The 20,197-nt window shown below is 62.9% G+C and carries 16 protein-coding genes; 6 read left to right on the top strand and 10 right to left on the bottom strand.

What is annotated here, in order from left to right; all coding sequences use genetic code 11:
- The 3 genes from purL to dut all read right to left on the bottom strand — a co-directional run.
- On the bottom strand, positions 1-1,551 hold a 1,551-nt coding region (purL, locus tag VFU66_RS10365), incomplete at its 3' end, for a phosphoribosylformylglycinamidine synthase subunit PurL (RefSeq protein WP_326446175.1).
- A gap of 62 nt (positions 1,552-1,613) precedes the next feature.
- The gene (locus VFU66_RS10360) at positions 1,614-2,528 is read right to left on the bottom strand and encodes a DUF5996 family protein (RefSeq protein WP_326446174.1); all 915 of its coding nucleotides are present in this window, start codon (positions 2,526-2,528) and stop codon (positions 1,614-1,616) included.
- 42 nt (positions 2,529-2,570) lie between these two features.
- The gene (gene dut, locus VFU66_RS10355) at positions 2,571-3,002 is read right to left on the bottom strand and encodes a dUTP diphosphatase (protein ID WP_326446173.1); all 432 of its coding nucleotides are present in this window, start codon (positions 3,000-3,002) and stop codon (positions 2,571-2,573) included.
- Between the two features lie 191 nt (positions 3,003-3,193).
- Here dut and VFU66_RS10350 point away from each other — a divergent pair, with 191 nt between their 5' ends.
- Positions 3,194-3,670, top strand: a complete 477-nt coding sequence (locus VFU66_RS10350; protein ID WP_326446172.1) for a gluconate 2-dehydrogenase subunit 3 family protein — start codon at positions 3,194-3,196, stop codon at positions 3,668-3,670.
- 32 nt (positions 3,671-3,702) lie between these two features.
- Complete coding sequence (locus VFU66_RS10345; protein ID WP_326446171.1) at positions 3,703-5,052, top strand: glycosyltransferase family protein; 1,350 nt, start codon at positions 3,703-3,705, stop codon at positions 5,050-5,052.
- Here VFU66_RS10345 and VFU66_RS10340 read toward each other — a convergent pair.
- Positions 5,001-6,263 (bottom strand): SGNH/GDSL hydrolase family protein, encoded by a 1,263-nt coding sequence (locus tag VFU66_RS10340; protein WP_326446170.1) that lies wholly within the window; start codon positions 6,261-6,263, stop codon positions 5,001-5,003. The two genes, VFU66_RS10345 and VFU66_RS10340, sit on opposite strands and share 52 nt — an antisense overlap.
- 78 nt (positions 6,264-6,341) lie before the next feature.
- On the opposite strand from VFU66_RS10340, the gene VFU66_RS10335 reads away from it, so the two are divergent.
- Positions 6,342-7,913: an alpha/beta hydrolase family protein gene (locus VFU66_RS10335; RefSeq protein ID WP_326446169.1), complete on the top strand. Its 1,572-nt coding sequence runs from the start codon at positions 6,342-6,344 to the stop codon at positions 7,911-7,913.
- Positions 7,914-7,937: 24 nt separating this feature from the next.
- Here VFU66_RS10335 and VFU66_RS10330 read toward each other — a convergent pair whose 3' ends face one another.
- The 4 genes from VFU66_RS10330 to VFU66_RS10320 form a co-directional block, all read right to left on the bottom strand.
- A complete protein-coding gene (locus tag VFU66_RS10330; protein ID WP_326446168.1) occupies positions 7,938-8,822 on the bottom strand; it encodes a DUF4292 domain-containing protein in 885 nt (294 codons plus the stop codon).
- A gap of 210 nt (positions 8,823-9,032) precedes the next feature.
- Complete coding sequence (gene purD, locus VFU66_RS10325; RefSeq protein WP_326446167.1) at positions 9,033-10,304, bottom strand: phosphoribosylamine--glycine ligase; 1,272 nt, start codon at positions 10,302-10,304, stop codon at positions 9,033-9,035.
- Between the two features lie 129 nt (positions 10,305-10,433).
- Positions 10,434-10,700, bottom strand: coding sequence for a DUF3592 domain-containing protein (locus VFU66_RS15775; RefSeq protein WP_422653416.1), 267 nt, complete (start codon positions 10,698-10,700; stop codon positions 10,434-10,436).
- A gap of 123 nt (positions 10,701-10,823) precedes the next feature.
- Positions 10,824-11,552 carry a metal-dependent transcriptional regulator gene (locus VFU66_RS10320; protein WP_326446166.1) on the bottom strand — a complete coding sequence of 243 codons (729 nt, stop codon included), beginning with the start codon at positions 11,550-11,552 and terminating at the stop codon, positions 10,824-10,826.
- Between the two features lie 44 nt (positions 11,553-11,596).
- Here VFU66_RS10320 and VFU66_RS10315 point away from each other — a divergent pair, with 44 nt between their 5' ends.
- Entirely contained in the window at positions 11,597-12,916 is a 1,320-nt protein-coding gene (locus VFU66_RS10315; protein ID WP_326446165.1) for an Nramp family divalent metal transporter, read from the top strand.
- Between the two features lie 136 nt (positions 12,917-13,052).
- On the opposite strand, the gene VFU66_RS10310 is transcribed toward VFU66_RS10315, so the two are convergent.
- Together VFU66_RS10310 and VFU66_RS10305 are read right to left on the bottom strand one after the other, a co-directional pair.
- On the bottom strand, positions 13,053-14,870 hold the full coding sequence (locus VFU66_RS10310; protein ID WP_326446164.1) for a YXWGXW repeat-containing protein: 1,818 nt from the start codon (positions 14,868-14,870) through the stop codon (positions 13,053-13,055).
- Between the two features lie 173 nt (positions 14,871-15,043).
- Positions 15,044-16,105 carry a ComEC/Rec2 family competence protein gene (locus VFU66_RS10305; RefSeq protein ID WP_326446163.1) on the bottom strand — a complete coding sequence of 354 codons (1,062 nt, stop codon included), beginning with the start codon at positions 16,103-16,105 and terminating at the stop codon, positions 15,044-15,046.
- Positions 16,106-16,129: 24 nt separating this feature from the next.
- Here VFU66_RS10305 and VFU66_RS10300 point away from each other — a divergent pair, with 24 nt between their 5' ends.
- Positions 16,130-16,732: a group II truncated hemoglobin gene (locus VFU66_RS10300; RefSeq protein WP_326446162.1), complete on the top strand. Its 603-nt coding sequence runs from the start codon at positions 16,130-16,132 to the stop codon at positions 16,730-16,732.
- A 227-nt stretch (positions 16,733-16,959) separates the two neighbouring features.
- Positions 16,960-19,848: an aconitate hydratase gene (locus VFU66_RS10295; protein WP_326446161.1), complete on the top strand. Its 2,889-nt coding sequence runs from the start codon at positions 16,960-16,962 to the stop codon at positions 19,846-19,848.
- Positions 19,849-20,197 lie beyond the last annotated feature (349 nt).

The raw sequence follows: 20,197 nt of genomic DNA, 5'->3' as shown, positions 1-20,197 counted from the left end.
CGCGCCGGTGCAGGCTACCTTGCGCGCAGCCTCGGCCACGGCGTGCATCGCGCCGAGCTTCGGGTCGAGGTACGTCCAGCGACCATTGCCTGCAAGCGCCATCGCAAGACCGCGCTGCGTGCCTTTGATGCGCATGACTCCGGCCTCGCCACCGGGGCCCTGCACGGTGTTGGTCTGGACCATCGAATCGTACTGCTCATAGACCCAGCGTTTGTCGCAGATGTTCGCGCTCGCCAGCAGTTTCTTGAGGTCGGCAGTATAGTCGCGCGGCTTCTTCAGTTCTTCGAGGACGTGCGCGGGCGGGTCGAGCGGGACTGGGGGCTTCCACTCGCCGACGGGGCGGCGGTAAACGGGCGCGTCGTCGGTAAGGAACTTGTTCGGGATGTCGGCGACCAGCTCGCCATGCTGGGTGATGCGCATGTTCGGCTCGGCCGTGACCTCGCCGACGATGGAGGCATCGAGTCCCCACTTGGTGAAGACGTCGAGGACTTCCTGTGCGCGGGCCTTGTCGGCGACCAGCAGCATCCGCTCCTGCGACTCGGAGAGCATGATCTCGTAGCTGGTCATGCCGGTCTCGCGCTGCGGCACGCGGTCCAGTTCGACGGTGAGGCCAAGTTCGCCGCGCGCGCCCATCTCACAGGTCGAGCAGGTCAGCCCCGCTGCGCCCATGTCCTGAATGCCCAGCACAGCGCCGGTCGCCATCGCTTCGAGGCAGGCTTCGAGGAGGAGCTTTTCCATGAAAGGGTCGCCCATCTGAACGTTGGGGCGCTTCTGCTCGGAGCCTTCGGTGAACTCTTCCGAGGCCATCGTGGCCCCGTGGATGCCGTCACGGCCCGTCTTCGCGCCCACGTAGATGACCGGGTTGCCGACGCCGACGGCCTTGGCATAAAAAATCTCGTCGATCTTCACCAGCCCAAGCGCGAAAGCGTTTAGCAGCGGATTGCCGGAGTAGCACGGCTCGAAGCGCGTCTCGCCGCCCAGGTTAGGGACGCCGAAGCAGTTGCCGTACCCGGCAACACCATGCACGATGCCGGTGGCGACCTGATGGTTTTTGCGCCGCAGGGCCTCATCTGGTTCCGCTTCGTCGAGCGGGCCAAACCGCAGCGAGTCCATCACGGCCAGCGGGCGGGCGTTCATGGTGAAGATGTCGCGCAGGATGCCGCCGACGCCTGTGGCCGCTCCCTGATACGGCTCGATGTAGCTGGGGTGGTTGTGCGACTCGATCTTGAAGGCGCAGGCCCAGCCGTCGCCCACGTCGATGATGCCCGCGTTCTCGCCGGGTCCCTGCACGACGCTGCCGGGGCCGGAGGTGCGCTCTCCCCTGGTCGGCAGCCGCTTCAGGTGGACGCGCGACGACTTATAGGAGCAGTGCTCCGACCACATCACGGAGAAGATGCCCAGCTCGGTCAGCGACGGCGTGCGGCCCATCGAGGCCTCGATCCGGGCGTACTCGTCGGGCGTGATGCTGTGCTGCCTGAGCAGCTCCGGCGTGATGGTGGCCGGGGCCGGAATCTGGGTCTGGATAGGAGGCTGAACTTGCGTGTTGGGCATGGCTCGCTCCTCTATTGTCGCATGGTGGGCGAGGCGCGACAGACGAGCTGCATCTACGGGATTTAGTGGCGTTCGAGCGTGGCGCGGTCCCACTTGGCCAGATCGGCGGCGACGGCGTATGTGCTCTGGAGGAACTCCAGGAGCGCATCGTCCGGCGAGGGCTGGGTGCGCAGGGAGTCGTATTTGAAGATGAACTCCCCCAGGGCTTTGTCCCATCCCGCTGCCGTGGGGCGGATGGATGCATCGGCCAGTCCCTTCGGTACCGGGGCGGCGTAGGCATAGAACGCGGCGGCGCCGTAGCCTCCGTTGCCGGGCCAGAAGCCCGCGCTGATGACCTCGTGCGAGTAGGCCTCGCGCTGGATGCTGTCGGCCCCGTCGCGCGGTGGTGCGGGCCGTCCGGAAAAGCGCGTCACCGCAAGATCGAAGCTGCCCCAGAAGAAATGGATGGGGCTTATCTTGCCCAGAAAGTCAGTGCCGAACTTCCGGAAGACCCGCTCGGCATCGACCAGTACACGCCAGAAGCGATGGGCATATTCCGCGTCATAAGACTTGTGGACCGTGTCGGCATCGAACCGGATCGGATTCGGGACTTCCACCGGCATCGGGTTGATCTTGACCGAGACGCCGAGCGACCCGAGACAGGCGAGGTATTGTCTGTAGAACTCGGCCACCGTCTGCGGGCGCAGCGCGATTGAGCGAGTCGCGCCGGAGCCGAGCCGGAGATTCAGCTCGTGGGCGATGAAATTGAACTCGATGTCGAGCACGTCGTTGCCGCAGGAGATCGAAGACGTGCCCAGTCCATGCGCCGTAACGTAGAGCGGCACGTTCCACCAGTGGTTCTGCAGCGGCGTAAGCGCCAGCCGGGTCTTGCCGACGATCTGCGTCCACATGTGCAGGGTATCGGCGGTCTCGGCCCACTCGTTCCAGGGCAGTGCGGGCCACTGTGCGATGCTGGCTGACTGTGCGCTCACCGTCATCTCCTCCCGAACCGCAGAAAAAGAGAATACGCCTGTTTCACGCTAGCTGCCGGTGCTGCCAAATCCTGCCGCGCCGCGCGGAGTCTCGGCCAGTGCGCTGACTTCTTCAAATTGCGCTTCGATCTTCTGGACGATGCGGAGCTGGGCAATGCGATCGCCGGGCTTGATCTCGACGGTTGCGGTGCTCAGGTTCGTGATGACGACGCGGACCTCACCGCGATAGCCGGGGTCGATGACGCCGGCCAGTGTCGTGATGCCGCGCATGGCAAGCCCGGAGCGATCTTCGACCAGCGCGCCATGCGTGGCGGGAAACTCGAGCGCAATGCCGGTGGGGACGGCCAGCGTGGCTCCAGCGGCGAGCGTAACGGCTTCGGCGGCGTAGAGATCGGCGGCCAGATCGCCATAGGGGCCGCTGTGGGCGTAGCGGGGCAGTTGCGCCGCCGGGTGCAGCTTCTGGACCTTGATGTTGGGCATGGTCTCATCAGTGTACGGGACAGATTTCAAGCAACAAGATGCCGCAAAAAGGAATACCACTTTCGGGGGAGACTCATGTTGGATGAGTGACGAGTTTTCCTACAATCTTTGGGGTCAAAATAGGACAACGGGACAGGCCAGACGGTATTGCGTAAAGTCTGGCCACCGACCTCCGGGGGGAGGGAGTTATCGTGGCAGTCCGTGAAGTTCGTAGAGAACACCTGAAACTGGTTCCGGCAGACCAGGCAGCCGGATCAAAGCAAGTTACCCCGCTGGAGCGTCCCGCCGACAAGGACGCATCCTATGTCCCTCATGCGCTCAGCGTGCCGCAGTTTGCGACACTCTACGCCGTGCTCAGGCGCATGATCTCGCGGCTGCACGAAGCCATCGCCGCGCCCAGCCACGTCGCCGTCGAACTGGATGCGGACCTCGCCGGCGACACAGACGCCGTGCAGGTGCCTGACGCCACGGTATATCCTCTGGGGCTCGACGAACTCGATGAGCTGGCGCGCTCGCGGACGGGCTATGCCTTTGCCGATCTGACGCCCGAGTTGCAGGACGTCGTGCTGGACATGGTCGCTGCGGGCGATCTGACCACCGGCAAACTCGACCTGGCGTTATGGCTGGAGGAGCTGCGCAGCCACACCCGCAAGCCCGACGCGGCATAGCGCAGCTTTGCGCAGGCTAGAATCGTAGCTGCATGATCACTCGACTTGCCCGGTGGATGCGCGGCGATGAAGCGGACACGCGGCTGCCGTGGCGCATCTTCTGGGCGGCGTTCCTCGTCCGCGTGCTCTACATCACGCTCGCCCACACTTACCGCTTCCGCCTGACCGACGAGCACTTCCAGTTCGGCTGGGAGGCTGGCCGCATTGCACGTGCGCTGGCCACCGGTCACGGCTACGCGGATCCGTTCGGCAACTCGTTTGCAGGACACACGGGCGCGACGGCGTGGCTGCCGCCGCTCTATCCGCTGTTGATAGCGGGCGTCTTCAAGCTGTTCGGTGTGTACACGGCGGCCTCGGCGTGGGTGCTGCTGGTGATCAACTCGGCGCTTTCGGCTGCGACCGTGCTCGCCATCTGGGAGATCGCTGTGCGCTGCTTCTCGCGGCGGAATGCGGTCTGGTCAGCGTGGCTGTGGGCGTTGTATCCGGCGGCGATGCAGTACGCCGTGCGCTGGATATGGGAGATGACCCTGACGACCGCGGTTTTTGCGTGGGTCATTGTGCTGGCGCTCAGGATGCGCGATGTAGACCGTCATTCGAGATATGCGACTGAATCGGACTCTCGACTAACGCTGCTGTGGGCCATCTTCGGGCTGATGTGGGGTGCCATTGCGCTCTCGAACTCGACGCTGCTGCTCTTTCTGCCTGTGTGTGGGCTGTGGATTTTGATCGGTACGTGGGGCCGTCCGCACGCGCTGCGCAACGCGGTGCTGGGTGGGCTGGTCTTCCTGGCCTCGATTGCGCCGTGGGAGGCGCGGAACTTCCATGTCTTCGATACCTTCATCCCTCTGCGCGGCAATCTGGGCGCGGAGCTGTACATGGGCAATGGTCCCGGCTCGAACGGCTTCCTGATTACTTATGAACACCCGAACGAGTCCCCGAATCAGTTCCGGCTCTACGCCGAACTGGGCGAGGTGCGCTACGTGCGGATGCGAGGCGAGCTGGCGAAGGCTTATATCCGCGCGCACCCTGCGCACTTCGTCAAGGACAGCCTCAAGCGGACTTATTTTTTCTGGTTCGGAGTACCTTCGGTCTCGCCCTGGTCGGTGGAGATTCCGCGCATGCTGAACTTCGGCTTCATCACACTGGCGGGGCTGATGGGGCTTGGGTTGGCGCTGCATCGCCGTATCCCGGGCGCGGGCATGATGGCGTGGGCGTTCCTGCTGCTCCCGATCTCCTACTATCTGGTCACGGCCGGGGCGCGGTTTCGGCATCCGCTGGAGCCGCTGATGACCATCCTCGGGGTGTATCTGTTCCAGTCGGCCACGCCGCGCTATCGAGACACGAAGAGTGAGAGCGGGATGGCTTCGCCCATGGCGCGATAGCCTGCGGGCGAAGGGTGCAGGTGGTCGCCGGAGTCGTAGGCGGGCAGCAGGCGGTCTGGATGTGCAGGATCGCGTGTGGCCTTGTCGAAGTCGATGACGGCGTCGAAGTGTCCGGGCGTGCGTATCCATTGGTTGATGGCTTGGCGGTCGGCTTCGCTCAGCGGGCCGGGGTGGTAGTAGTCCGATCCGGTGTAGGGCGTGATGGTCGCGCCGATAACCTGGATGCCGCGAGCGTGCGCGCGAAGAATAATCTGCCGGTATGAACCGAGGATGCGGGCGACGAAGGCGTCGTGCTGTGCTTTGCTGATTTCGTTGAGCCGCGTGAGGCCGCCGAGGTCGTTCACTCCTTCGAGCACGATGAGGTACTTCGCGCCGGGCTGCGCGAGCACATCGCGGTCGAAGCGCGCGAGCACGTTCGGGCCGAGGCCGTCGGTCAGCAGGTGGTTGCCGCCGATGCCCTGATTCAGCACGCCGAGGTCGCGCGTGCCGGGCGCTGCCTGGAGACGGGTGGCGAGCACGTCGGGCCAGCGGTCATTGCCGTTGGTGGTGGTGGCGTGTCCGTCGGTGATGGAGTCGCCGAGCGTGACGATAGCGGCTGCGTTGGCGGGGGCTTCGACATCGACGCCCGCGATCTGATACCAGTGGTCAATCTTCTTCGCCCCGGTCAGGTCCGCTGCCGAGACTTCATCTCCGTGCACGAGGTACGAGGTGGAGCGCGAGCCGGGATGGCCCGTCTCCCGAGCGGGCGGCTGGCCGTAGTGGAGGGTGATGGCGAGGTTCGAGAGCGGCGCGGCCGGGAAGGCCATGGGGTCGGAGATGTACTCTGCGCCTGCGGGAATGATGACGTCGGGTTTGCCGTCGAAGGTCAGAGTATGGTCGGTCGTGGGGTCGATCTGCGCGGACGACGCCGAGAGCGGCACGGCGATGTGCGCCGAGGTGATGTGGAGCGGTTGGGTGCCGAAGGCGTTCGAGAGATGCACGCGCAGTTCAGTCCCGCCGAGGGAGAGGTGGACGATCTGGCGAAGCGTCGCGTCCGTGAGATCTTCGGGCGCGCGCGAGTTCGCCGGCTCGGGGATTTGCTGCGAGGCTGCCCACGTGCCGACCCAGTGGCTTTGAGTTATCTGCGGCTGACGATGAGCTTTGGCCAGCGCGGGAGTGGTGAAGGTCAGAGCAATGATGGAGGCGGCGAATTTTTTCCTGAGCAGATGCATGGATTGCCTTATTATGGGTGGCGAACTAAATCGTTTATCTAGATTAGTATTGTAAAAATAGCACCGGAGAGGGCACCATTGTCCATACTAAATTCGACCCATCGAATTTTTCTTGCATCGGCATCGATCGGCGTTCTCCTCGCGGGCGCTGCCGTGTGCGGAGCACAAAGAGCAACGAAGAAGCATCTGCCCGCACCGGTGACGTTCACCGCCGAGCAAGACCATCAGAACATGATGGACCAGTTGGGCCTGGAGGCGCTGCGTCCGGGACCGAGCGGCGACGAGAACGCGCCCAACCATGCCAACTACGACGAGTCGAAGGCGAACCCCTACCCGAATCTGCCCGATGTGTTCACACTCAAAGACGGCCGGAAGGTGACGACGCCTGAGATGTGGTGGAAGCAGCGCCGACCGGAGATCGTCGAGGATTTCGAGCGCGAGGTCTACGGGCGCATTCCGAACCACACGCCGAAGGTGACGTGGACGGTGGCCGTGACTGACCGCGAGTACGTCGGGTTTACGCCGGTGATTGCGAAGCGGCTGGTGGGACACGTGGACAACTCGGCGTATCCGGCCATCAACGTGGATATCTCGATGACGCTGGTCACGCCTGCGAATGCAAAAGGTCCGGTGCCGGTGCTGATGATGTTTGGCCAGAGCCTGCTGCCGAACCCGACACAGCCTCCGGCGGAGGATGTGGAGAAGATCAACGCGAAGCTGCGGGCGCTGCTGTCGAAGGACGACCCGGAGATTGCGGAGATCTTCAGGAAGTATCCGGGCTACGACCCGGTGCCGCCGAAGGCGTTTAGCTTTCCGCTGCGGCTGAATCCGGGCGAGGATCGGCCGCCGCACGAGGAGCTGCTGGCCGACGGATGGGGCTACGCGATGATCGATCCGGCGAGCATTCAGGCCGACAATGGCGCGGGGCTGACGCGCGGTATCATCGGCCTCGTGAACCATGGGCAGCCGCGCAAGCCTGACGACTGGGGCTCACTGCGGGCGTGGGAGTGGGGCGCGGCACGTGGTCTTGAATATCTGGAGACGGACCCGGCTGTTGATGCGAAGCATGTGGGCATCGAGGGAGTCTCGCGCTATGGTAAGGCGGCACTGGTGACGCTGGCGTTTGAGCCGCGCTTTTACATGGGCCTGATTGGCTCCTCGGGCAAGGGCGGCGCGACGCTCCTGAGGCGCAACTTCGGAGAGGCGGTCGAGAGCCTGGCTGGCACGGGTGAGTATCACTGGATGGCCGGCAACTTCCTGAAGTATGCGGCGGCGAAGGTGAAGTCAGGCGGGCCCATGAATCCCGGCGACCTGCCCGTGGATTCGCACGAGCTGATTGCGCTGTGCGCGCCGAGGCTGGTGTTCATCAGCTACGGCATCCCCGCAGCGGGCGATGCAAAGTGGCTCGATCAGCAGGGCAGCTACATGGCTGCGGTGGCCGCACAGCCTGTGTTCAGGCTGGTAGGCGCGAAGGGCATGGGTGTCTCAGACGACTATCGCACCGCGCAGATGCCGCCGGTGCTCGATGGCCTGCTCGGCGGTGAGCTGGCGTGGCGGCAAGATGCAGGCGGCCACACGGACGCTCCCAATGTGAAGTACTTCATCGAGTGGGCGGACAAAAAGATGGGCAGAGCAACAAGACTGCGATAGCGTCCGCGCCCGTACCAAAGCCGCTCAGTTCATGGTCTTGACGGGGTAGCTTGCGGGGATGTTCAGCTCGAATTGGTCATCGTCGAGCTTCTGGTTCAGCGTGAGCTTGGTGACGACGACGGTGAGGCCGTAGTGGTCCTGCGGGCGCTCGATGCGGATGGTCGTGGGAAAGGGTGTGTTGTCGAAGTACTGGTAGTTGCTGTAGAAGGCCTTCGTCGAGACGTTGCCCGCTGCGTCGTAGATGTCCTGCTGGTAGGGCAGCAGGTTGGTGCTGTCGATGTGGATGACGCGCAGCGTGCGGGCGTGCTGGCCCTCTGGTTCGGAGAGGATCTGTACGGCGTAGGCGGGCTCTTCCACCAGGTCGTGCTTCTTCTTATCCACATCGACGATGCGGGTGTCCGAGGTCATCGAGATGATCTGGTCCGGCTCCGGTCCCTGCACAAACATGGAGTCGAAGAAGACGACAGGCCGCAGGTTTTCGAGGCCATTCTTCGAGGGTGTCGTCACCTGATTGGTTCCGACCATGGCCTCGCGGCGCGGCGGAATCAGCAACTTGAAGTTCTTGCCGTCCGTCACCATGTCGATGGCGCGTGTGCCGACGACCGGGACGAGCAGCAGGACACGCAGGTCCGCAGGTTTGCGCATCAGAATGTAGCCGCGCAGGCTGGTGGTTTCCTTGATCTTGCCTTGCAGGTTGCCGCCCGTCGTCGCGGAGATCTCGACGGCAGCGTTCATCGAATGGATAGAGTCGTAGCGCAGATTGATCTGTCTGCCCAGTTGGTCGAGCGAGGTGCTCATGACGACCGAGGCCAGGCGCGTCTTCGGGACCACGTGAGTGTGGGTCAGGCACCCGGTCAGCGCCGGAGCCAACCCGATCAACCCCGCCGCAAACGCCTGTCGAATCCTCATGGGCACAAAGGTTAAGTATATCTGCCCAAGGTACCGAAATGACGGCGCTTCAAGGGTAGTTGCTACTTAGGCTCCTTGTTTCTCAATACGATAGGAGTTGGATGATCGCGGCGGCGGCAACGCTTCGCAGATTCGCCATATTTTTTCTCCGCGCGGCGCCCGCCTGCCGGGAAAACGGCACCAATCCATACAATCCGTGGTCGCCTTTCATTACCCTCTCAGAGCGCGGTGGCCGATGTCACGGCGGAACTGCATCCCCTCAAAGCTGATCTTGCCCAGCTCGGCGTAGGCCTTGTCGAGTGCAGAGCGCAGGTCGGGAGCCATGGCCGACACCGCGAGCACGCGGCCTCCGGCGGTCACGAGCTGGCCGTCCTTGGCTGCCGTGCCTGCGTGGAAGACGACCATGTCTTCGCGCGACTGGTTCGGGGTCAGGCCGTGGATGACCCTGCCCGAGGCATATTTGCCTGGGTATCCGCCACTGGCTGCGATGACGCAGGCGCTCGCTCCAGGTCTCATCTTCACCGCAAGCTGGCCGGCTGTGCCGTCAATCGAGGCGTTGAAGAGGTCGCAGAGGTCAGTCTCCATGCGCAGCAGGATGGCCTCGGTCTCCGGGTCTCCCCAGCGCGTGTTGAACTCAAGCACCATCGGGCCGCGCGACGTCATCATCAACCCGCAGAAGAGGATGCCCTTGAAGGGCGTGCCTTCTGCCTTCATTCCATCGACCACTTTTTGCGCGACGTTGCGCAGGAGCCACTGGCGCATGGCAGGCGTGGCGATGCCGTCGGTCGAATACGCACCCATGCCACCGGTGTTGGGGCCGGTGTCGCCTTCGCCCACGCGCTTGTGGTCCTGCGCGGAGGCGATCTCGACCGCGTGCGTGCCATCGCATAGCGCAAAGAAGGAAAGCTCTTCGCCGGTCAGGAACTCTTCGAGCACAACTTCGGCCTCGGTCTTGCCGAGCAGCGCGCCGGAGAACATCTCGGCGGCGGCCTGCTCCGCCTCGGCGTGCGTGTCGCAGATAACGACGCCTTTGCCTGCAGCCAGTCCGTCTGCCTTGACGACCACCGGCGTGGTGAAGCGAGCGAGTTCGCGGCGCACCTGGTCGAGTGTCGAGCAGACCGCATACGCTGCCGTGGGAATGCCGTTGCGCTGCATGAACGATTTGGCGAAGGCCTTACTCGATTCGAGACGCGCGGCAGCTTTCGTAGGCCCGAAGACGCGCAAGCCGAGGCGCTCCAGCTCATCGACGATGCCGAGTGCCAGCGGCACCTCGGGGCCGATGACGGTCAGGCCGGGTTTTTCAGTAGCGGCAAGGTTGGCCATCGCGGCAAGGTCGTTCACATCAACCGGAACACAGCGGGCGATCTCGGCGATGCCGCCGTTGCCGGGCGCGCAGACGACCTCCGTAACCTGCGGCGAGCGCCTGAGCGACCAGACGATAGCGTGCTCGCGGCCTCCGCCGCCGATAACTAATACCTTCATAGGTCCAAATTCTCCTAGGCCATTTCAGAAGCCGCGCTTTGCTTAAGGGCACGGCTTCAGCCGTGCCAAACGCATCCAGAACGAAGGATGGGCTTTAGCCCCTGGGGTAAGGCGGTTCTGTATTTTCAATTATCTCCCGGCACCAGGTGAGACCACGCGATCCAGAAGAAAAGACTTACCAGGGTCTTCGGGATTTACGCGAACCATAACAGTCGTTCCCGGTTCCCTAAAACGAACATACTGTTCCGCTGAGTTGCGGGACCAGAAAGGAACTACTTGTTTACCTTCGTACAGAATGTCAGCCACTTTGTAGGAAAACGAAATTCTCGCTACTTCACAAGCAAAGGACGTTCGTTCAGAGCCTGTTACTTTTGCATTTGTTGTTGGCCATTTCATACTGCGGATGCTTCGGATCATGAGCGTGATACCTCGACATAGATATTCGATAAGAACGTCGAGAACCAAGCCGGCCATGAGAAGTAGCTTAGCGCAGCGTCTGGTGATATCGGCTGTAAATTTCTATTTCACTGCAACGGCAATGGCCTCGGCGAGCGGATGGCTGAGGAGCGCGGCCTTTTTCTGCGTGCCGATGCGCACGTGGAACGCGCCCTGGAAGGGAAGCTGTTCGGTGAGGGTGAGCTTCACGCCGGGGCGAATGCCTTGCGCCGCCAGATAACGGAGCATCTCCGGGTCTTTGTCGGAGACGCTGGCCACGCGCGCCGACTGACCTGGGTTAAGGCGCGAAAGCGACTGCGGCTCGCTGGTGGGTAGCGTGCCGTCGAGCGCAGGGATGGCGTGGCCGTGCGGGTCGAACTCCGGGTGGCCGAGTTTGGCCGCGATGCGCTCCTCGAATCGTTCAGAGATGAAGTGCTCCAGCCGCTCGGCTTCTTCGTGGACCTCGTCCCACGGATAGCCGAGGACGAGGTGCAGGAAGGTCTCGATGAGTCGGTGGTGGCGGATGATCTCAAGCGCCCGCCTGCGGCCGGCCTTCGAGAGATGCACGCCGTGGTGTTTCTTGTAGACCACCAGCGGAGGGTCGAGCGCGGCCAGCTTTTGCAGCATGTTGGTGGCCGAAGCGCCGCTGATTTCGAGATGCGCGGCGATCTCGGTCGAGGAGACCTGCCGCTCCTCGCGCCCGCTCAGCTCGAAGATGGCCTTCAGGTAGTCGTCGATGGCTTCGCTTGCGGCAGCGGCGGGGGTGCTCTTTGCTGTTGACCGCTTTTCGGATTTGCCCGCGGACTTTGCCATGAGAGTTGTATTGACTTAGGCTACCATTCCGGTAAAATTTAGTCATGGCTAATTTATTAATTGGAGAGGAGAAGAAGTTCTGGCGGGGGTTTCGTCGCAATGAGATCTGGGCCTACTTCGGGCCGGCGTTCGTGGCCTCGGTGGCGTATATCGACCCCGGCAACTTCGCCACCAATATCGAAGGCGGCAGCCGCTTCGGCTACAGGCTGCTATGGGTTCTGCTGTGGTCGAACGCGATGGCCATCCTTATCCAGTACCTTTCGGCCAAGCTGGGTATCGTCACCGGGCTGACACTGCCGCAGAACTGCCGCAAGCACTTTTCCCGGCCCATGACGTGGTTCCTTTGGGCGACGGCGGAGATTGCGGCGATTGCCACCGACCTGGCTGAGTTTCTGGGCGCGGCGTTGGGAATGTACCTCCTTTTCGGCCCCGCGATGCTGGCGCACGGCTGGTCGAAGACCGAGACGATGGTGATTGCGGCGGTTATCTCCGCCGTGCTGGTGTTTGTCATTCTGGCGCTCGACCTCGCCGGGTACCAGTGGCTCGAACGCGGCATTATGGTCTTCGTCGGCGTCATCGGCGTCTGCTACGCTTTTGAAATTTTTCTCGTTCATCCAGACTGGAAGGTGGCCGCGTTCTATACGCTCATCCCCACGCTCGACCCCAAGGAGATTCACGCGAGCCTGTACGTCGCCGTCGGAATGCTGGGCGCGACGGTGATGCCGCACGTGGTCTACCTGCACTCTGCCCTGGTGCAGCCCCGGCGCGATGTGCTCTTGAAACAGCCGAAGATCGAAGGCAGCTCGCGCCGGCGCAGCTACCTGCACTTCGAGCTGATCGATGTCTTCGCTGCGATGAATGGCGCGTGGCTCATTAACTCCGCCATGATCATCATGGCTGCTGTCGCCTTCGGTCATCTGGCCAACCCGGTGACGACGATCGAAGAAGCGCACCACACGCTTGGGCCGTTGTTGGGGCCTGCTGCGGCTACCGTGTTCGCGGTGGCGCTGCTGTGCTCGGGGTTGTCGTCTTCGACGGTCGGCGTGATGGCGGGTCAGGTCATCATCGAGGGCTTCCTCGACATCAAGTTCTCCATCTTCCTCAGGCGTCTGATTACGATCATTCCCGCGCTGATTGTGATTGCTGTGGGGCTCGATCCGCTGAAGATTCTGATTCTCTCGCAGGTCGTGCTGAGCTTCGCACTGCCCTTCGCGCTGGTGCCGCTGCTGGTGCTCACCAGCCGCACGTCGGTGATGCACAGCTTTGCCAGCGCCCGGCGCACGCGGATCGCAGGATGGGTCTCTGTCGGCATCATCGTGACGCTGAACGTTGTACTGCTGGGGCAGATTGCATTGGGGCAGTAGCGCGAAAACTTAACACCGGTTTGCACAGACAACACTGATTAAAAACACTGACCACGAATGAACGCGGACGGCACGGATTTGTTGATCCGTGCCAGTCCGCGTTCATCCATGGTCGAGCCGTGTTAAGACTTCCTGCTTACCGGTGCTGCTCTCGTTGCGGCTCGGAGCGGGATGCGGGAGCCGACGGGCGCTCCATGCGCTGAGGCTGCTCGAACCGCTGTTGCGGCTGCGGTTGTGGTCGATATTGCGGCTGCGGCGCCGGCCTGTACTGAGGCTGAGGCCGGTATTGCGGCTGTGGTTGCGGGTGGTACTGCTGCTGCTCTGAAAATCGCTGCGGTTCCGGCTGCGGTGCAGGCCTGTTTTGCGGCTGCGGCGCGGGCCTGTACTGCGGTTGCGGCTCAGGTCGGTACTGAGGCTGCGGCGCGGGACGATTTTGCGGCTGTGGCTCTGGCCGGTATTGAGGCTGTGGTTGCGGCCTGTTTTGCGGTTGCGGCTCTGGCCGGTACTGAGGTTGCGGCGCGGGCCGATTTTGCGGCTGAGGCTCCGGCCGGGACTGGTTGGGCCGTTGCTGCGGCTGCTCGGGCCGTGGCTCGTTGGGTCTTACCTGCGGTGGGTTCGGCCTGGTGTTCGGCTGCTCCGGGCGAATCTGCGGCTGGTTTGGACGCTGCTGTGGCGGCATCGGTCTTACCTGCGGTTGCTCCGGCCGATTTTGCGGCGGCATCGGCCTTACCTGGGGCTGGTTGGGCCGAATCTGCGGCTGACCAGGGCGGATCTGCGGCTGAGCCGGGCGGATCTGCGGTTGGTTTGGTCTATTCTGCGGCTGACCAGGGCGGACCGTTGGCCGGAGCACCTGCGACGCGGGCCGGATGGCCGGCCGCACAATACCGCGGTCGGCTGCTACCGGACGCGGAGCGGCAGTGATGGCCGGGCGGCCGCGGTTCTGGTTGAAGAACTGCCGCCGGTTCTGCGCGGCGCTCTGCTGGTTCCGTATCTGCATAGACATCGGCGCGGTGCGGACCTGGCGCATGGCGACGATCTGCGACATCGTTGGGCGAGCGGTCAGGCCGCCGCGTCCGCCGTTATAGGCGACGCGCGTGTCGTTATGGACGATGACGGTGCGGTTGTAGACGTACGTCACCCGGGTCATGTTCACACGGTTGACGGCGGTGTTGTAGTGGAAGTGCCGGTCGCGCCAGTAGCCGCCGTAGTAGCCGGTGCCTACATAGCCGAAGCCATAGTTAATGCCGCCGTAGAAGCCGACGTAGGGGCCCCAGTATCCGTGATGGAAGAAGAAGGCGCCGTTGCGGAAGAACCAGTAGCCGGGGGTCCAGAGCGCTCCATAATAGGGGGCAGCGCACCAGATGCCGGGTACCCAGTAGTAGCCCATGGGGGCATAGCTCCAGTAGCCGGGAACCCACATGTAGTCCGGGCCGGGGGCCTCGGGCTGGTCGTAGGTAGGCAGCGGCGGAGGCGCCTGCGGGGCCTGCTCTTCATCGAGCGCGGCTTGACCGGCATCCACCTGATCGTCGTAGGTGGGGTCGTAGGAGTTGTCGCTGTTCTGGTCGCTGTACTGACCATTGTCCTGCGCGGTGGCCTGCGACTGATCCTGCTGATTCTGACCGTACTGATCAGCCTGCTGTTGTGCCTCATTCTGAGGCGGGGCCGCGCGATAGACGGGCGCGCCGCCGGTGGAGGGCTGAAGCTGACCCTGCTGCTGGCTCTGATCCTGCTGGTCCGGCGGTGCCTGAGCCGTGTCAGGCTGGCTGCCATCGACCGGTGCCATGTTGGCGTCGGCTGGGTCGGGACCGTTGTCCGTCTGTTGCTGTGCGGCGACGCTCTGTTCCGGGCATCCCGTCAGCAGAACCGTGCCAGTAAAGGTAACCATAGCCAGTGCGGCGCTCAACATTGTGCCGCGTCCGAATTTCTTCATCGAATTGGTGACCGGGTCTAGCATGTCCTCGTTCTCCTGCCGGGTTAAAACCCGCATTTCGTCTTTGAGATGCGTTGTACTGCGCATAGTAGCGGCGGCTTTCGCGGAATTCTCTCGTTCACTGATTTGGTGCGGGTTACACCGTGCTGTACGTCGAAGGCAGAGGAGCGAAACTCAAGGAAACCTTAAACAAAGGACTATCGACTGCGAGCCGGGTATTGGACGGCTTCGCCGGTGCGCTGGTTGGTGACAGAAAAACCGCCGTCGCGGTACGCGGTCAGTATAAGGGAGTGCCCGGCGTCTGGGCCGGGCAGGTTGGCAATGCGCGAGTCCGCGGTGTTGTGGGCGGCGTCGTTGTGAAGAATGGTGTGGAGTTGCCACAGGTTGCCGGGGTGGTCTTTGATGCCGGGCGAGTTGCGAATGATCGACCACGCACCGGGGTCGCCGCCTTTGGTCGCACCGTTGTCCATGATGGCCACGCGAGGAGCGATAGCGTCAACCAGAGCGGGGCTCGAGCTGCGATCGAAGCCGTGGTGCGAGACGACGTAGATGTCTACCTTTCCGAGCTTGTTGAGCGGACACATCAGCGGACGCTCCTTGGCCCAGGTGAGGTCCCCGAGGTCTGCAATGCGGAGCTTGCCAAAGCTGACGATGATACCGAGCGAGCGGTCGTTCTCGGAGTTCTCGACAGGCTTCTCCGGGCTGGTGGCACACGCTCGATTCTCCGCGCCCGCACCGGCCAGCGGCTTGTCGAGCACGTTGCCGTCGGCGCTCACGACCTCAACTCGGATGCCGCTGCCGGAGAGCGCAGGCAGCACGTCTCCGGGCCTGGCGACCAGGTGCTGATAGTGGCCATCGGCCAGCACTTTCTGGTACGCCTGCCAGCTTGCGACCGTGGCCTTGTCGTTGTCCTCACGGTTCGGACCGTGGTCGATGAAGCGGCCGATGGGCATCTTCGCGGCGAGCTGCGGGATGCCGCCTGCGTGGTCGATGTGGTAGTGGGTGATGAGCACATCGTCGATCTTTTTCACGCCGGCCTGCTTACACAGTTCGACGATGCGGTCGGCGTCGCGGTTGTCGTGGTCGGGCCAGCCGGTATCGACCAGCAGGCTCCGGCCGGAGGGCGCGACGAAGAGCGTGGCCTGTCCGCCTTCGACGTCGGCAAAGTAGACATTGAGAGCGCTGGATTTCGCACTCGATGTTTGGCCAAAGGCGAAGGTTGCGGTCATCACGAGGGCGGCGGCGAGAAGGCGCTTCATCGGGTTCTCCTGTTTGGCGATGGCATGACTGTTATTTCTGGCGGCATTGGAATGATTGCACGAACCAGGCCGCCCTGGGCGATTGGACTGACTGCTGTTGTCGCAAAGCAAATTGATCACGGCGAGCGTAAAATCCAGCGGATGGCCACTAAAGTCCCTACACTCTATGAATGGCTGGGCGGCGCAGAACCACTCAGCCGCCTGATCGACCGCTTCTACGAGAAGGTTCCCGCCGACCCGCTCCTTATGCCTCTATTTGCGAGTATGCCCAAAGAACACTTCCATCACGTGGCCCAGTTCATTGCCGAAGTCTTCGGCGGTCCAGCGGAATACTCCGCCCAACATGGAGGACACGCCGCCATGATCCGCAAGCATCTCGGCAGGGGCATCACCGAGCAGCAGCGCAAGCGCTGGGTTGACCTGCTGCTCGAAACCGCCGATGAACTCGAACTTCCTTCCGACCCGGAGTTCCGCTCGGCCCTCGTGGCCTACCTTGAATGGGGCTCTCGTCTTGCCGTCATCAACTCCGCCCTGCCAGTCGATACCAGCGTCGCTGAAGCGCCCATGCCATCCTGGAGCTGGGGCGTTCCGGGCGGCCCTTACCAGCCTGAAGACTCCGAACCATAGGCATGTGAGAGGACATCGCAGTAAAATAGACGCGATGGTATGCCGCCTGACCATTCTGAAGCGTTTTCGGCATGGCCGCCCGGACCGTGGGCGCTCCGAGCGCAACCTCGCATTCTGAACTTCCCTCTAAAGGTTTGTTAGGCTTCCAAACGTTGCTGCCCGTGGCTCGCTGACCTGGCTACGGCCCTTACTTTGCGCCTCTCTCTCGGCGCCTCGGAGAAGACACCATGCCGACTCAATCGCATCCAGACTCATTCAAGAGCCTCGCCACGCTCAAGTCCGGTTCCACCACCTGTCAGTACTTCAGCCTGAAGGCGCTCGAAAAGAAGCCGGGCGAGCTTGCGCGCCTGCCGTTCTCGCTGCGCATCCTGCTTGAAAACCTGTTGCGGCACGAGGACGGCCGCTCGGTCACTGCGGACGACATCAAGTTTCTCGCCGCGTGGAACCCGAAGGCCGAGCCTTCGCGCGAGATTGCCTACATGCCCGCGCGCGTGCTCATGCAGGACTTCACCGGCGTACCCGCGATTGTTGACCTGGCCGCGATGCGCGACGCCATGAAAACGCTCGGCGGCGACCCGGAGAAGATCAATCCGCTGCAACCGGCGGAGCTGGTCATCGACCACTCGGTGCAGGTGGACGAGTTCGGCACGTTGCGCGCCTATGATATGAACGCCGCGCTCGAGTTCCAGCGCAACCGCGAGAGGTATGCGTTCCTGAAGTGGGGACAGTCTGCGTTCAACAACTTTTCCGCCGTGCCTCCGGGGATGGGCATCTGCCATCAGGTCAATCTGGAGTTTCTGGCGCGCGTTGTCTTTACGACCGCGCCGGATGCGGACGGAAAGGTGTGGGCGTATCCGGACACGCTGGTTGGGACGGACTCGCACACCACGATGGTGAACGGCCTGGGCGTGCTGGGATGGGGCGTCGGCGGGATTGAGGCAGAGGCGGCGATGCTGGGCCAGCCGGTCTCGATGCTGGTGCCGCAGGTGGTTGGCTTCAAGCTGACGGGAAAGCTGAAGGAAGGCGCGACCGCAACCGACCTGGTCCTGACCGTGACCGAGATGCTGCGCAAGCTGGGCGTCGTGGGCAAGTTTGTCGAGTTCTACGGGCCGGGCATCGCCGAGCTGCCGCTGGCAGACCGAGCGACGATTGCGAACATGGCTCCTGAGTATGGAGCGACCTGCGGCATCTTCCCGGTCGATGCAGAGACGCTGCGCTATCTGCGGCTGACAGGGCGCACTGAGGAGCACATCGCGCTCGTCGAGGCTTACTGCCGCGAACAGGGACTGTTCCACACGAAGGAGGCGGCGGAAGCGGAGTACTCGGCGACGATCTCGCTGGACCTTGCGACGGTCGAGCCGAGTGTGGCCGGGCCGAAGCGTCCGCAGGACCGCGTGCTGCTCTCGAAGGCAGGGGCGAGCTTCAAAGAGCAGCTTCCCGCGCTGCTGGGGCCGAACGGCAACAAGAACGAGGCACGGCAACTGGTCCGGTGGGAGGGTGAGGGCGGCATGGCTTCGGCCTCAGGCGACCTGGGAAGCAGTGTCGGCACGGCTGCGGCGGTGGTCGAGTCGCCGAGCATACCGGTCGCCACGCTGGCTGAGGGCGCGCTGGAGGCTCCGCATGTCTCGATCAAGTCGCGCTTCGGTATCGATCCGGAAAAGTATCTGGACCACGGCTCGATTGTGATTGCGGCGATTACGTCGTGTACGAATACGTCGAATCCTTCGGTGATGCTGGCGGCCGGTCTGCTGGCGAAGAAGGCGGTCGAGAAGGGTCTGTGCACGCCTCCGTGGGTGAAGACCTCGCTCGCGCCGGGTTCGCGCGTGGTCACGGATTATTACAACAAGGCCGGGCTGATGCCTTACCTTGACGCGCTGCGCTTCCAGGTAGTGGGTTATGGCTGCACGACCTGCATCGGCAACTCGGGGCCGCTGCCGACGGATGTGACGAAGGCGATTGACGACCACGGGCTGGTGGCTGTCTCGGTGCTCTCGGGGAACCGGAACTTCGAGGGGCGCATCTCGCCGGATGTGCGGGCGAATTATCTGATGTCGCCTCCGCTGGTGGTGGCCTACGCGCTGGCCGGGCACATCGCGCACGACTTCGAGAAGGAGCCGCTGGGCAAAGGCAAGGACGGGCAGCCTGTCTTCCTGAAGGACATCTGGCCGACGCAGCAGGAGATCTCGGCTGCGGTGGCGTCGTCGATTGACTCGGCGATGTTCCACAAGGAGTACTCGACCGTCACCGAGGGCGACCAGAACTGGCAGAACCTGAAGTTTCCTGTGGGTGAGACGTATGGATGGGAGAAGGACTCGACCTACATTCGCAAGGCTCCGTACTTTGACGGGATGCCTGCGACCCCGGCTGCGGTCGAAGACATCCACGGCGCGCGGGTGCTGGCGGTGCTGGGCGACTCGGTGACGACGGACCACATCTCGCCTGCGGGGTCGATCAAGCTGAACGGACCGGCGGGCAAGTATCTGACTGAGCATGGGGTGAAGCCTTCGGACTTCAATTCGTATGGTTCGCGTCGCGGCAATCACGAGGTGATGGTGCGGGGCACATTTGCGAACGTGCGGCTCAGGAACAAGCTGGCTCCGGGCACCGAGGGCGGCGTGACTCGTCTGCTGCCGGACGACAAGGGCATGTCGATCTACGATGCTTCGGTGGAGTATGCGAAGCGCGGGACTCCGCTGGCGATCCTGGCAGGCAAGGAGTACGGCTCGGGCTCGTCGCGTGACTGGGCGGCGAAGGGGCCGCGACTGCTGGGCATTCGGTTTGTCATCGCTGAGAGCTACGAGCGGATCCATCGCTCGAACCTGGTCGGGATGGGCATTCTGCCGCTACAGTTCCTGCCGGGTCAGAATGTGGAGTCGCTGCACCTGACGGGCGAGGAGGTCTTCAAGGTTGGCGACGAGGGCGAGCTGCGGGCGATGCTGGACGGCAAGTTCGCCGGTGGTCGGACGATCACGGTCTTCGCTGAGTCGGACAAGGGGAAGACGACGGAGTTTTCGGCTACGGTGCGGATTGATACACCGCAGGAGATTCTCTACTACCAGCACGGGGGAATTTTGCAGTACGTGCTGCGGCAACTGGCGGGGAAGGCCTCGGCTTAGGGTGGGTCCCCCCCCGGTATCTCATATCTAAAATCCTTTAAACAAAGGACTTAGATTGGGTATATCTCAAGTAGTTAACCCCCGGTCGGCGCTATGCTGACCGGGGGCTGTTTTGTCTCTGGTTCTATTTTAATAGATGGAGGGAAACTGGGCCGCCACGTTTGGGCGGGTTTATTTCGTTTGCTATGAGTTTGTTGCGGGGGATTGGCGGGTTAGCGGGGTTGACATGGGTGAAGTGGGTTCTGGTACGAGCAAAATGCGGGGATTCTTCGCTCCGCTCAGAATGACGGGCGAAGGGCTGGGTGTGAGGAGCGTTTCCCTATCCACGTGCCATGAGGCCCGGGGCTGA

Origin of the sequence: Edaphobacter sp., assembly GCF_035763405.1 — a bacterium.
Classification (GTDB): domain Bacteria; phylum Acidobacteriota; class Terriglobia; order Terriglobales; family Acidobacteriaceae; genus Edaphobacter.
The sequence above is the reverse complement of the archived record's forward strand: the minus strand, read 5'-3'. Positions and strand labels throughout refer to the sequence as shown.

Coding starts and splice junctions, on each gene's coding strand:
- VFU66_RS10320 (WP_326446166.1), bottom strand. CDS start 11,552: ATGGCAAAGTCCGCGGGCAAATCCGAAAAGCGGTCAACAGCAAAGAGC.
- VFU66_RS10315 (WP_326446165.1), top strand. CDS start 11,597: ATGGCTAATTTATTAATTGGAGAGGAGAAGAAGTTCTGGCGGGGGTTT.
- VFU66_RS15775 (WP_422653416.1), bottom strand. CDS start 10,700: ATGAAATGGCCAACAACAAATGCAAAAGTAACAGGCTCTGAACGAACG.
- VFU66_RS10310 (WP_326446164.1), bottom strand. CDS start 14,870: ATGCTAGACCCGGTCACCAATTCGATGAAGAAATTCGGACGCGGCACA.
- VFU66_RS10330 (WP_326446168.1), bottom strand. CDS start 8,822: ATGAGGATTCGACAGGCGTTTGCGGCGGGGTTGATCGGGTTGGCTCCG.
- purD (WP_326446167.1), bottom strand. CDS start 10,304: ATGAAGGTATTAGTTATCGGCGGCGGAGGCCGCGAGCACGCTATCGTC.
- VFU66_RS10345 (WP_326446171.1), top strand. CDS start 3,703: ATGATCACTCGACTTGCCCGGTGGATGCGCGGCGATGAAGCGGACACG.
- VFU66_RS10305 (WP_326446163.1), bottom strand. CDS start 16,105: ATGAAGCGCCTTCTCGCCGCCGCCCTCGTGATGACCGCAACCTTCGCC.
- dut (WP_326446173.1), bottom strand. CDS start 3,002: ATGCCCAACATCAAGGTCCAGAAGCTGCACCCGGCGGCGCAACTGCCC.
- VFU66_RS10295 (WP_326446161.1), top strand. CDS start 16,960: ATGCCGACTCAATCGCATCCAGACTCATTCAAGAGCCTCGCCACGCTC.
- VFU66_RS10340 (WP_326446170.1), bottom strand. CDS start 6,263: ATGCATCTGCTCAGGAAAAAATTCGCCGCCTCCATCATTGCTCTGACC.
- VFU66_RS10360 (WP_326446174.1), bottom strand. CDS start 2,528: ATGACGGTGAGCGCACAGTCAGCCAGCATCGCACAGTGGCCCGCACTG.
- VFU66_RS10300 (WP_326446162.1), top strand. CDS start 16,130: ATGACTGTTATTTCTGGCGGCATTGGAATGATTGCACGAACCAGGCCG.